Origin of the sequence: Paenibacillus vandeheii (assembly GCF_030433635.1) — a bacterium.
Classification (GTDB): domain Bacteria; phylum Bacillota; class Bacilli; order Paenibacillales; family Paenibacillaceae; genus Paenibacillus; species Paenibacillus vandeheii.
The window spans coordinates 48,517-62,158 of sequence record NZ_JAROCD010000020.1 but is presented as its reverse complement, the minus strand read 5'-3'; the positions used below and the strand labels follow the sequence as shown (position 1 = coordinate 62,158).

The 13,642-nt window shown below is 51.4% G+C and carries 9 protein-coding genes; all 9 read right to left on the bottom strand.

Annotated features, from left to right (window positions below):
• Window positions 1-187: 187 nt before the first annotated feature.
• Complete coding sequence (gene hrpB, locus P5G61_RS28970; RefSeq protein WP_301249702.1) at window positions 188-2,704, bottom strand: ATP-dependent helicase HrpB; 2,517 nt, start codon at window positions 2,702-2,704, stop codon at window positions 188-190.
• A gap of 161 nt (window positions 2,705-2,865) precedes the next feature.
• Complete coding sequence (locus P5G61_RS28965) at window positions 2,866-3,672, bottom strand: SDR family oxidoreductase (protein WP_435874302.1); 807 nt, start codon at window positions 3,670-3,672, stop codon at window positions 2,866-2,868.
• A gap of 190 nt (window positions 3,673-3,862) precedes the next feature.
• Entirely contained in the window at window positions 3,863-4,705 is an 843-nt protein-coding gene (locus P5G61_RS28960; protein ID WP_301249700.1) for a protein phosphatase 2C domain-containing protein, read from the bottom strand.
• 10 nt (window positions 4,706-4,715) lie between these two features.
• Window positions 4,716-5,468, bottom strand: coding sequence for a vWA domain-containing protein (locus tag P5G61_RS28955; protein ID WP_024630329.1), 753 nt, complete (start codon window positions 5,466-5,468; stop codon window positions 4,716-4,718).
• 33 nt (window positions 5,469-5,501) lie between these two features.
• On the bottom strand, window positions 5,502-7,592 hold the full coding sequence (locus P5G61_RS28950; RefSeq protein ID WP_301249699.1) for a serine/threonine-protein kinase: 2,091 nt from the start codon (window positions 7,590-7,592) through the stop codon (window positions 5,502-5,504).
• A 157-nt stretch (window positions 7,593-7,749) separates the two neighbouring features.
• On the bottom strand, window positions 7,750-8,025 hold the full coding sequence (locus P5G61_RS28945) for a WXG100 family type VII secretion target (RefSeq protein ID WP_017689071.1): 276 nt from the start codon (window positions 8,023-8,025) through the stop codon (window positions 7,750-7,752).
• 193 nt (window positions 8,026-8,218) lie between these two features.
• Window positions 8,219-8,767, bottom strand: a complete 549-nt coding sequence (locus P5G61_RS28940) for a WXG100 family type VII secretion target (RefSeq protein WP_079346819.1) — start codon at window positions 8,765-8,767, stop codon at window positions 8,219-8,221.
• A gap of 6 nt (window positions 8,768-8,773) precedes the next feature.
• On the bottom strand, window positions 8,774-9,604 hold the full coding sequence (locus tag P5G61_RS28935) for a hypothetical protein (protein WP_301249698.1): 831 nt from the start codon (window positions 9,602-9,604) through the stop codon (window positions 8,774-8,776).
• A gap of 16 nt (window positions 9,605-9,620) precedes the next feature.
• Window positions 9,621-13,625 (bottom strand): type VII secretion protein EssC, encoded by a 4,005-nt coding sequence (essC, locus tag P5G61_RS28930; RefSeq protein ID WP_301249697.1) that lies wholly within the window; start codon window positions 13,623-13,625, stop codon window positions 9,621-9,623.
• Window positions 13,626-13,642 lie beyond the last annotated feature (17 nt).

The following is a 13,642-nucleotide window of genomic DNA, read 5'->3' as shown; positions in this document are numbered from 1 at the left end:
AAATGGCCCCAAAATCCGATATAACGTGTCTCAGATTCGCTACACTTCTGCAGGTGCTTCAAGCGCCTGTATAACACGTCTCAGGTTCGTTAGCGCTCCACTGCCTCATCAACCAGCCGCACACTCACCCGTTCAGGACGTGTTCACGCCCAACTTCCAGACGAGGTTTGAAGACCCGTTTTTCTTGCTAAACTCGCGGTTTAGCCCGGTTAGTCGCTATTGCTTCGAGCGGATCATCCGGCCAATAATGCTTGGGATAACGGCCTTTCAAGTCTTTCTTCACCTCAAAATAAGTCTCTCGCCAAAAATTGGCTAGATCTCGTGTGACCTGTACAGGCCGCTGCGCCGGGGACAGCAAATGTATAGTTAGTGGTACTCGACCTCCGCCAATACGCGGGGTCTCCTGCTGTCCAAACATCTCCTGCAGTCTCACCGCGAGCGCAGGATCTTCAGGTCGACTGTAATCCACAGGAATGCGCGAGCCACTAGGCACCTGAATATGTGTAGGAGCTTCACGATCCAATTGCTGTCGCTGTTCCCAGCTCAGTCCGCCGAGCAGCACATCCTGCATCGACAGTCGCTTGAGATCCACAGCGGATCGCATGCCTGCCAGAAAAGGGCTGAGATGCTCGGCCAATTCTTCCGTCAGATCATCTTCAATGAGATCGGGCCACTCCGGCAAATGATGATGCAAAAAGCGCATCCTGTCCGCTAACTGCCGGGATGATTTTGTCCAGGGCAGACAATCCAGCCCTTCAATGCGTATTCCGGAAAGCAATGCTTCCAGCACCTGATCTTCGGGTGGTTGTGCAATGCTGCTTTCTTTCAACGTAATGGCTCCAATTCGCAGCCTTCTGTGTGCACGCACACTGCGAGTGTTTCGGTCCCAGGCTACCTGTACCTCTTCATGAAGCAGATGTGGACCGAGCTCCAGCAATCTCTTCTCCTGCACTGGCGCAGCCAGCAGGATGCGCGCATCCGCGCCCTGGTCGTCGGCCTCGGCTGCGACCAGATAAGCTGAACGGCTCAGCGATTCTGTCGCTGCAAGCCGCACACCGCGGCCGCTGCTCAGCAGATAGCGGCCGTCCTCCCGGCGTTGCCCGATCCGGTCCGGGTAAGCGAAGGACAGCAGCCATCCGCAGCTGTCCTCATCCGGCCGTACCGGATCGGCCGCCGGGCCGAGAGCCGAGCACAGCTGGCGGCTCTCCTGGAGCATGCGCCGCACGGCAGCGACGTCTGCGACAGACGCTGCCGCTTGGGGCATGCCGCTGCTGTCCGCAGTCAGCAGCGCTTCCACGCGCGGGCGCAGATCGGTGCCCGCGCCTGCACTGCCACTGCTGCGGAGGCCGGCAGGCTCCTGCAGCAGTGCCGCCAGCATGCTGGCGTAGCTGGCCAGCCCAAGCTCCGCCGCGCGGAGCAGCATGCTGGCCAGTCGCGGATGCACGCCAAGCGTGTTCATCCGCCGCCCGAAGGGCGTGATGCGGCCTGCGTCGTCCAGGCCGCCCAGCTGGCGCAGCAGCGCCTGTGCCTGGCCGTAGGCGGCATCAGGCGGGGTGTCCAGCCACTGCAGCTCTGCAGGGGACTGGACACCCCAGGCGGCAAGCTCCAGCGCCAGCGGCGCAAGGTCCGCGGAGGCAATCTCCGGCTTTGCTGCCTCAGGCAGCGCGCCATGGGCCTCTTCGCTCCATAGCCGGTAACATACGCCCGGTGCAATCCGCCCCGCGCGCCCCCGCCGCTGATCGGCTGACGCCTTGGACACCGGCAGGGTAACCAGCCGACTCATGCCGGTCCGCGGCGAGAATACGGACGCACGGCTCAGCCCCGCATCCACCACAACCTTGACTCCGGCCAAGGTAAGACTGGATTCGGCAATGGACGTAGACAGCACAACCTTCCGCTTGCCCTCTTCTGCGGGTCGCACAGCCTCATCCTGCCGTTCTATCGGCATGCTGCCATATAAGGAATGAACCTGCACATGAGCAGGAAGCATGCCGTTTGACAGCTCTCGCTCTGTGCGATGGATCTCTTTTGCACCCGGAAGGAAAACCAGCACATCTCCTTCCTCTTCTGCCAGTGCCTTAACGACGGCCTGCGCGGTAAAAGTCTCTATCTGATCGGATGCCGGTTTGGATAAATATCGAGTCTCCACGGGAAATGTACGTCCCGGACAGTTAATCGATCTGGTTCCTTCTCCAAGCAATGCACAGACAGGAGCAGGGTCCAGCGTTGCCGACATCAACAGCAGTTTCAGATCCGGACGCAGCATGGCCCGGGATTCAAGTGCAAGCGCCAAACCAAGGTCCCCATGCAGATGGCGCTCATGAAACTCATCAAAGATAATCATCGCCGTATCTTCCAGTCCTTGGTCCTGTTGAAGCATCCGAGTCAATACACCTTCTGTCACTACTTCAATACGAGTGGATTGGCTCACCCGAGTATCCATCCGCACCCGATACCCTACCGTCTGTCCCGCCTTTTCACCAAGTGAAGCCGCCATTCGTGCAGCGGCCGAACGAGCGGCGAGTCTCCGGGGCTCCAGCATAATAATTTTCCGTCCTTCAACCCATGGCTCCTCCAGCAAAGCCAGCGGAACAATCGTCGTTTTGCCCGCACCCGGCTCCGCAATTAATACACCTGTATCCTTATCCTGAAATAACTGCCTCAGCTTAGGAATAATCTGCTGTATCGGTAAATCCGTCTTCATCTCATCTCTCCTAATTGATGTACCACGTGTCTATTCCAATGTTAGCATTATAACAAAAAAAGCCGTTCCAGAGGAACGACTTCATAGATCCATGCATCTCAACATGTTGCATCCTTCGATTTAACTCCCTCACGCTCTTGGGATGGATGCAAAATGCTCATTTAGCTCAACAGCGACTCAGCACCGTCAATGACAATTTCCGCACCTGTAATGTGTCTGGACTCCGCTGAAGCCAAGAAAGCGACCAGATCAGCAACATGCTCAGGTTGACCCGGCCCGTCAGCCAGCGGCTGTTGGCCTTCAGGGAACTCCATCGGAATGACAATTTGATGCAACTCATCCGTTTTGATCGTACTTTGGTCAATATTCGTTGCAATCGCTCCAGGACAGATAACATTGACACGAATTTTGAACTTCGCCAGTTCCAGCGCAGCCATCTTCGCAAAAGCAACCTGTCCCGCCTTGGATGTACTGTACGCCGACATGCCGAAGCTGGAGAAGCGCTGATTGCCATTAATGGAGCTCGTGATAATGATACTTCCGCCACCACGCTTCTTCATATGAGGCAGTGCATACTTGATCGTAAAAAAAGTTCCGTTCAGATTCGTCGTCATAATCTGCTGCCAATCCTCAACCTGAATCTCTTCAATCGGCGCAGATACGCCATTAATGCCTGCATTGGCAAAAACGATATCCAACCCGCCGAACAATTCGATGGTTTCCAGAACTGCCTTTTCCACGCGGGCAGGATCGGAGATATCTACATCGAATGCTCTTGCCGCACCTGCGCGCAGCTTATTAATTTCTGCTTCCGTCTCGGAGATCCGATCATTAACCAGATCGAGCAGCGCAACATATGCTCCCTCACTCGCCAGCTTAAGCGCTGTAGCTTTACCGATCCCCGAACCAGCTCCAGTAATAATAGCGACCTTGCCTTCGAACCGAGACTTGCCGTTATGTTGTGTCATTATCCATTCCACTCCTTCTCGCTCAGTAATTATGTAAGAATGTACGTTCATGCAATATCTGTAAGTAGATTCTTCACAAGATTACCCAAAAAGAGTGTCTTTTAAATCAACAAGGACAAGTTTTTTCGCAGGTGATGCTCACTATTTTCAGCAGCTTGATCAGAGTTATCCCCTAATACTACATTCGACCTCACCATTCCAGCTCAATGAAAGCGGCATCATCTTCAAGCCCACCCGTATGTCTGGCATCCAGCAGCACCTGAATGTGTTCATCGGGAATATAAGCCTGAATGGCATCCAGGTCATTCAGGCCATCCGTGTACAGCTGAAGGCGAGTCGCTTCATTCGCAGACAGTTTCGCCTCATAGATATGCGGTTTGCCACCCACCGGCCCTTCCAGGGTAGACCAACGCTCATTCGTACGGCAGTTTACCTGAAATGCTGCCGATTGCTCCTGACCGTTACGCCAGAGACGGATACGGGAGTCCCCCTGCCAGGCCAGCCACACCTTGCTTTTTCGATTGCCCGCTGAGAGCTCGATGCGTCCACACACATACATGGCCTGACTTCCCCTGCTTCGCTTCTCCATCAGCACTTCCCGCAGCAGTAACGGCGAGTTTTCCAAAGGCTGCAACTTCTCCAGCTGTTCGGATGCCGGACTTGTCAAGTCATGAAGCAGACGCTCCATAGCTTCCAAAGAAGGATGTTGAGTTGTATCCAGCCATTCCAGCAAGGCGTTCCCTAGAAAGCGTGCAGCAAAATCACCCAGGTAACTCATGCCTACTCCATCACATAATACGAAAGTACACACATTACCATTCATGCGAACAGCAGCAAAATCCTGTCCGGTGTCTCCCTGATTAACGGTCTCCGCCGCTCTTCCATAACCATACCTGCACTTGAATGTACCTTGATAACGGCTCAGCGGCTGTTCCCCTGTCTGGACACTCACATAGCGAAAGTTGCCCTGATAGGGGTCGGCATGGCTCCCTTTATCTCCAGCAGACAATGTTGCCAAACGCATCGCTCTCATGATTCCCCTCCTATCTCACAGGCGTAGCAGCGGACATCTGAAACCCGATGGATACCAGTTCTGCACAAGTACCAGGAAGCATCATAAGTGCGCCGGGTGCAAGCAAATAGTCCGCCTCAACCAGCATTTCACGATAACTTTCCGGCAAAACCGAGGACATATTGCGCAGCTTCTCCCCATGTTCATCCTGAAGGGTCGTCTCCTGGGATATGCCCTTCCATCTTCTCGGCTCCGCAATAGGGCCTTCCAGCAGATGATCGGATATAAAAATATTCTCGACGAGTACATTGCCATCAGGCACGCTCATGCCCATAATTCTTTTGGCAATCGGCTCCGGATCTTCGCCTGTGGCTACCCCATCGGTCATGTGACATACTAACGGCGCAGGACAATCCTGCATATTCGGAATTTCAGCCTGCAGAATTTTCTCCGCCTGCAGGAAAGCCTTCGCTGAATCCGAGAATCTTTTTGGCGTCAAATCGGGCAAGGAGCCCACAGCAGCGATTTCGTCGATGCCCTTAATCCCGTTCAACAGATCGTACACATCGTCGCTGTATGCCAGAATGGCAATCCTGTAGCGAGGCGTCAATCGGTTCCCCTTGGTCGATCGAAACACCATTTGGCGAATTGCCAGAGATAAAGCATCATAGACGACATCAATCCGCCGACGATTGTCCAGAACCATGTTCATGGAGGCGCTAATATCAATTAAATAGATAATCAGTGCAGGTGTGCGCTGGGATGCTTGAATCGTGTAGTTCATCTGGGATGTGTCACCTCCGTCGTTCACGTTATTTTACAAGTTGGGCAATGTATAATCGGTATCGCTCAGGAATTTATTGATCGCATTCATTCGTGCTGCCACTTTACCGACACCTTTGAAATAAGTTGCATCCGTGTTGTACAGATTTTTGAAATCACGCGCGTAGGATTCGGCGTTCTCAATTTTTCTTCCTTTTTGCGCATTATATGTTTTATTGTAATGGGCAATCAGTGTGACGACATTTTGGGCACGTTTTTTCTTGAGCGCAGCTTTCTGGGCCGCCTCCTGTTTGCGCTGAGCCTCGGCTGCTGCCTTGCGCTCGGCTTCCTGCTTAGCAATTTTGGAGTCATTCTCTTTTTTCCAGACCAGATAGGCTTCATATTTTGCCTGTTTGTCGTACTTTTCCTGTTCTGCCTTCTTGGCTGCTTCAAGCTTCTGTTGTTTCTGGTCAGCAAGGTACGCCTCATATTTCGCCTGCTTGTCGTACTTGGCCTGAAGCGCCTTACGCTCTTCTTCCTTCTTCTTGGCCTCTGCCTGCTTTTTCTCCGCTTCAGCAAGCTTTCTCTTTTCCTCGGCATCAAGCTTCGCCGCATCTGCCGCTTTTTGCTTCTCTTTTTCTTCCTGTTGCTTCAGAGCCGTCGCCCTCGCAGCTTCAGCCTCTTCCGCAGCCTTCATTTCTGCCTGTTTGGCAGCTGCCTCCTGCTCCTTCTGTTTAACCTCGGCCTGATCAGCCAGTATCTTAACCGTCGGCACAGTTCCAGCCAACAGAACAATCAACACAGCCGAAGAAATCATCAATTTTTTGGAACGGTAAAAAGGAACCTTGACTGGCTGTGCGGCCTCATCATTCGTGGGATTCAGCTTGGCGTTCAGCTCTTGAATCGCAGCCTCAACTTCCATCTGCATCGCACTGTTATTCGGAATAAAATGATGCAGTGAACGGTATACCTCCAACGCCGCAGCCGGTTTGCCTTCATCCTCCAATGCTCTCGCCTGAAGGAAGAGACGGTTTACAACCGCTTCCTGACCAGGTGGATGTTCGGCAGCGGACATGTTCAGATCCGTATTTCCCAGCTTATCCAATGAACTGCTTGCTGCTTCTGTCCCTTTGATCTGATCCGTCCCCACCGCATCCGTCTGTTTTGAAGTCTTGACTACAGATTCTTCAACTGATGCTGCGTTTGCCAGATGGATGTCCACAGCAGCCAACGCTACGAACCATTCGCCAAATGTAGGGCAGCTGCTGAGATCATGACTCTCCCAGGCACGAATAAACAGATCGGATACCTTGGAGCCCCAGCGCTTCTGGAGCGACTCTCTCATGGCATAATACCGTTCATTTACCGTCTGCATTTCGTGCTGGTCAAAATAACTTTCTCCCCATGCTTTTTCCACAATCGCTGCATCAGACCAGCTTAACATTTCAGCAATGATAACTGCTCCCGCGAAACGGTCGGCATACGCACTCCACAAACCGCTGTGCACTGTCCGATGGGCCGCATACCCCGGTGAACCGGCAAGCAATGCATCTGGACGATCCATTCTGGAGCCATACATCTGCTCTACATCTACCAGTTCAACTGCTGAAACCCCTCTCAGGTTCTCCACTTCGGAAAAAAACGGAATCATCACATTGGGTGCGGACAAATCACAATGAGCCAGTCCACGCTGTTCCATGGCCGAACCGGTCCCGGCCAGGGCTCTTGCCAGCTTCAGACTTTCCTCCGCTGTCAGCTGTTTCTGATCGCTGATTACATCGAACCAGGTCAGACCATGCACCCACGGCATCAATACCGCATACAACAGATCGGGATGTTCTCCAATGAGCGCTCCGTTTCTTTCCGGAGTGAGCACATCACGCTTGCATACCTGCAAACCTGGCAGTTCACTATAAGACTCCATATGCTCAGACTGATACACCATAGCCGGGATACGAAATTTCGGAAAAAATACTTTTAGTGCTTTGGCCCCACTTATGGAACCGTTACGGGGTAACAATTGATAGACAATTCCCTGCCTTCCGGCTTGGGCGTAAGCCAGACCGGGCGCAGCCGGATGCTGCCCAATGGTATAGGCAATGTCGTTAATCACCACTTCATCCCCGGGATTTGGTTGAAAAGACATGCTCATCCCTCTCTCTGTCATTCTGTCATAGTGCAACAAAAACCGGGTGTTGTGAAAACGCCCGGTTTTTGCTGTAGTTGTAAGTCTTCAGCTTGCTTCCTGCTTATGATTCTGGGCGAATTCGGATACGGAACCTGCCCGAACTATGTATCGCAGATTAGCGAGCTTGGTCAGCCGTACGGAATTTGTTGGCAATAGCCGTCAGTTCCGCGCTGATGCTATTCAACGTTTGAACGAAAGATTGCATTTGTTTGCTGGCTTCCTGGAATTCCTGGAAGAAGCGTTGTTTCGTCATACCTTCCCATTGTCCTTCCATGCTTGTGATGGATTGAGTCAATGTAGATACGATTTGCTGACTTTGCTCACCGCTTTGTTTAAATTGGTTGGAAACCTGATCAAGCTGTTCTGGGGTAACTAAAATACGTCCTGCCATTTGTAAATTCCTCCTTGGTTTGTGCAATTAAATTCGCTTGTTCAAATTGTACTATACAAGGATCGATCGGACAAAAGCCGAAGGACCTAATCCTATTTACCCCATTTTTGGCATTCTAAACTTCACTTAACATCCTGTTTATAAAAAATTCACTTTCTGCTGTCTTGCTTACTCAGCCTTGTAGCCCGTGGGTTCAAGAAACCACAGGTTCGGTTCCTCTTCTCCCACGAAAGGAGGGATCTGTGAATCTCCATGCCACAGGTTCAGGCTGCATGGCCTGGATCAGAGTCGCCGGTGAGCCGTCAGGCGGCGCAGCATCCTGGACACGGTATACTGCCGCTACCGCGGAAAACGGGTCGGATACAACAGCAGCAGCTGCCGAATGCGCAGGCATAATTTCTCCTGCACGCTCCGTCTGAAGAACATTCAACATATTGACCGCATTGCCATAGGCTGTGTTCACATGACTCAACACTGTACGATACTCCATGTCCACCTGCTGGAATAACACGGCCTTGCGTCCCAGCTGTACGCTCAAGTCCATAAAACGACGTACCGCTGCTTCGCAGAGTCGCTTGCTGTGATTCCATTCATTCATTACCGCGGCGCGGGCTTCAAAATCCCACTCCAGCGAATGAATCGCCTGATCCAATACTGTCATCTTTTGCTGTATTTGCTCCGCCGCATACTGAATCTGCCTGCTCAGTGCCCGAAGCACATCCGGTTCCACACGAATGCGCATTTACCATCACCTTTCCTCTTCCCCTGCAGGCTGTTTAAGCCAGTCCAGCAGCATCTCGTGAAACTGTTCTCTCGTCGTCAGTGCTGCAACAAGCCAATCATCCGAAGCGGCAGTACTCATGCGAAACAGCCAGTTGGATACCGTGCTTGCAGCGAAAGCCGCAGACTGTGATTTCCATTCTTCTCCATTCCATACGAGCAACCGCAGTTCTCCCTCTGATTCCTTGCTCACCAGACAGCGTGCAAGTGCAAGTGACCCCTCGGGATCGCTCGTCTCCTGTACCAACTCATCCGCCACTGCCTGTAATTCTTTGTTCTTCAGATCATTCATCACATCATAGAATTTTTTCTTGGAGCACATTAGAGCCGGCTTTTCCGCCGGAGAATGACCACTCCAGTTCATCCTTTGAATCAGAAAATCAATCGCTTCACGAACATTTCCCAAATCACTTAGCCGGAACGAATCCGGTTCGTCTGCAACACGGGATACTTCAACGACACGTTCATCCGTGCAGTGCACATAACTTTCATACGACTTGCCGCTGTGCGTGTAGCGAATCCAGCAAGCCCTGTCGGACAGTCCCGCAATGGCTACCCTGGAGAAAACGGTCGGTGTCATGATCAGCTCATTGCTGCCCTGATCCTGAATCAGATATCCTTTGTCGAGCAGGGATGTTTTTACGCGCTCCCACTCCAAAGCAATGTCTTCCGCCATATATCCGCGGAACGGATCTTCCACGCCAAGCAAGCGGTCTGAACCGAGAATACCGGCCAGGAAAAAAAGCTCTTTTATTTGCAAAGTGACTACCTTTTGCTTGGAATCATGAACCGTCAACATTATGAGCCACCTCCCCTCAAACTACAACATGCCATCGGTCACGAATTTCAGAAATCCAATCGGTCATTTTCCAGGTGCCATCACATGGAATTGCACCTTTAACCCTGGAATATTTACGTTTTACATAATAACCTTGACCCGGAGGCAGTACCTTCAGCCCAGTTGAACTCCCCCCGGATTCCGAATAAGGTATACGGAAGAACGAGAGATCATTAGGGTCTAAAGTCCCAAACAACAATCCGCTCTGGGAAGCCTTCACATCGTTCACCCAGTCAGATCCAAAGGTTGGGAAGTCTGCCGGAACTCCTGACAGAATCACATGTATGCCTCGATCCCTGCCTTGACGAACGATCGCTCCCAATTGATCCTTCACATTAAAATCATTTAATTGCTTGGATAACGTATCCGCATCGTCGATAACGAGAACGATCTCCGGACCACCGGTTAGCTCGCCTCTTTTTAGAACTTCATCGTACAACTGTTGGATCACAGGTGCAAGCTGTTCTTCACGGGATACATGTCCACGGACATGGGGCAAACTGCTGATTTCCCCCAGTCCTCCGGAACCATACCGCATATCAACCGTGTATATTTGCACGTCTTCAGGAGACGCATGATACGCAAGTGATAACATCCAGGTCAGCAAAAATGTCGTTTTGCCGCCTTCCATCGGACTCGTAACCATGAAATGCGGCCCTTCGCGCAGATTCAGCTGGAAGGGTTCCAGATCATCGGTCAGCAAACCTACGGGTACGGTTAAAGAAGAGATGTCTCCGACTTGCCCGAAGGTCCCTGTACGGATAAGCACATCTTTGAGCTTCACCTCTTCCGGGAGCGGTGCAATCTGCGGCGCTTCTTCTCCGTTCCAGCTTTCTCTGATTTCTGCAATCATGTTGCGCAGAGTGGAAGAACGCTTGCCCTCATCTGCTCCGGATGACGGCAGTGCCGCCTGGAACATCAATGGAGGAACCTGTCCTTTGACTAGTCCTCTTCCAGGCGGAAGCTGGCTAGGTGCCTTGGATGGCCGTCCTACTGCGTAATAATAGTCGCTTGGATCAGATAATTCAAATGATACCGCATTGGGAATATTGCTTCTGAATTTCTCAAATACATCCGTGACACGATTGGCCGTGAGGATAAATGTAATTCCCAGGCTGCCGCCTTCACGAAGGATCGTTTCCAGAAGTTCATTCTCCTCAGGATACGCATTCCGGAAGGAAAGATATCCATCGATAACCACTACAATTTGCGGCACGGCGGCATGGGCTGTGCGACGGTAAGCTGATATCGTCTTAACCCCGGCTTCCGAGATCATATCTTTGCGTTGTGCAGAGAGTTTCAGGATATAGCGGAACAAGCGCTTGATCCGATCCTCCTCTTCAGACATCATTACAGCACCGATCTGAGGCAGGCCACCGAAATCCTTCATCATCCGGCCCATATCGATGATATATCCATGCCAAGGTTCAGTCCGCTTAGAACGGGCCAGTGACATCAGCAAGGTTTGAACAAACGTCGTTTTTCCCAGACCAGGCATACCGTATACAACCAGATGTCCCTGATCCACCGGAAGCGCTAGCGGCTGCTGTCGCTGATTAGGTAGATCATCCAGCAGGCCAACCACAGGTTTCAGGCCGCTGGCACCGCCGTCAAGCAATGCCTCACGATTCTCTTCTTCCTGCCAGTCGCTGAGGCTCTCCCATTCCAGTGTCTCAGGCAAAGGTGGCAACCAGGGTCCTGGCAATCGGGTGATCCCCGCCTCTGCAGCCGCTTCTGCCACATAATCAATAAATACCTGGAGCTGCTTGGGCACATCCTCACCTTTGAGCACAGCTCTGCGCTCTCCAGTCAACAGTGGCTCACGCTTCCCGTTTAAACGCACCTCCATCACAGGCAATACCGTGCTTGTATCTTCCTGTTGATTATACGGCGCACCACTCCAGGCAAATTGCATTTCCTCAAACACTTCATCACTGCCCACCTGAAAATATCCCCGACCCGGCTTGGTGATCCAGGCCGCATTCGGAATTTTGATCATATCCCGGCTGTCCCCTTCGCTTTGAACACGAAGACAGATACGGAAACGGGAATTGCTCCAGATTTTATCATCGACCACACCAGCAGGCTTTTGGGTTGCCAGTATCAGATGTACACCCAGTGTCCGGCCAATGGCCGCTATGCTGATTAATTCATCCATGAACTCCGGCTGATCCCGCTTCAACTGCGCAAACTCGTCAATGATGATAACTAAATGCGGCAACGGCTGTTCATGCCTGGAACGCAGAATTTTATAATACTCATCAATGTGCTGGAGATTTCCTGCATCATTTAAGATTTTTTGCCTTCTGACCAACTCGGCCCGAAGTGAAATATTCGCGCGTTCAATCAAGTTTCCATCCAGATTGGTAATCGTACCGACGACGTGAGGCAAGCCCACAAATGTATTCGACATTCCGCCGCCCTTATAGTCAATCAACATAAAGGCCAGATCATGAGGGTGAAACTCTGCTGCCAGAGAGGCCACAATCGACTGGATAACTTCACTTTTGCCTGAACCGGTAGTCCCTGCGATCAGACCATGCGGTCCATGACCCTGACGTTCGATTTTATCATGTAAGTTAATCGCAATTTTCTTACCGCCAGCTCGCACGCCCATAGGTACGGGAAGGGTGTCCGGGTATCGTGTCTGGCCCCAGCGTGTAACCACGTCCAGATCTTCCACTCGTGATGTACTTAACATATCGAACAGTGGAAGCACCTGTGGTATATCCGAAGCCGAGGAACGTTTCAGACGAATCGGTGACATATAACGAGAGAGTGCCTCTGCGGACTCTCTGGAGATCACATCCGGCGTGTACGTTTGCCTGATCACGTCGGCATCCTCGGTTTTTTTGATATAAAGCCCTTTGCCTTTCGAAGCCTCCATAATTAACTGACAATGCATCGGTAGTGATTCCTTGCGGTTTGCCAGTATGATGGTACATACATCGATCTCCTGGGCCGATTCCAGCAGCAAGGGAAGTAGCGGTTCTTCTTCTATTAGTTGAGTATCCGAGAGAACTACCACGTAACATGGCGTTTGCACGGTTTTCTTATAGCGATCTTCCTTATTATTACGTCTCCGGTTCAACACGGAAAACAAGCTGTCCGCCAATTGATGCGCACCGCTGTGCCTGTCGGCCATATAGCGTTGTCCCTGATCTTCATCCCAGATATGGGGCAGCCAGCGCAGCCAATCCCATTCCTTTGTTTCCTTTTCTTCGTAAAAGGTAGCAATCTTTAATTCATCCGGTGAATGACGAACCGTCAGTTGTGAGATAATCACCCGTAATGAAGCGAGCACTTCCTCTCGATTACCGACCAGGCCCATCACTTTGGACTGAAATAGTGGTAATGTAATCGACGCATCAGGCACCGTTTCGAATTCCGCAGCCAATTCATGAGCCGCTTCAATCAACTCATCCTTTTCATACCCGTCCACACGAGGAACCTGCAGTTTGATTCGAAACGGAATCTCGCCCGTGCCAATTCGCACCTGCAAGAAGTCATCATCCTCAGGCGAACGTTCCCATAGCGAACTGTTGCGGTTTTTCACCACTTGCAGACATACATTGGGATCCCCATGAATCTCATACAGACTTTTTACTTGCTCCGCTTGGGCTTCCTTCAGTTCTTCACGGTGCTTCTCCAGCTGTGCACGATACATGGCTGTACGCTCTTCCAGCTTTTGGCGATATGTCTTCTTGTTGCTTAGATACACAAAAAACGGAATGGTGTATGACGTAAGCATCATCATAACCGTCATCATCTGAAACATCATATAACTGCTATTGCCCGTATTGCCGCTCATATTGATATATACGTAGAAACCGATGCTAACCATCGTCATCATAATGGGTACTATAATAGAAATCATTGAAAATGTAGGTTTGTTGGGTTCAGCCGGAGGCCTTAGAATCTCCAGCTTTTCTTCCTTGAGAACCGGTGTCATTCTTGGAGAACGCTGATATAACACATTCACGAAGAGAAGACCTCCTT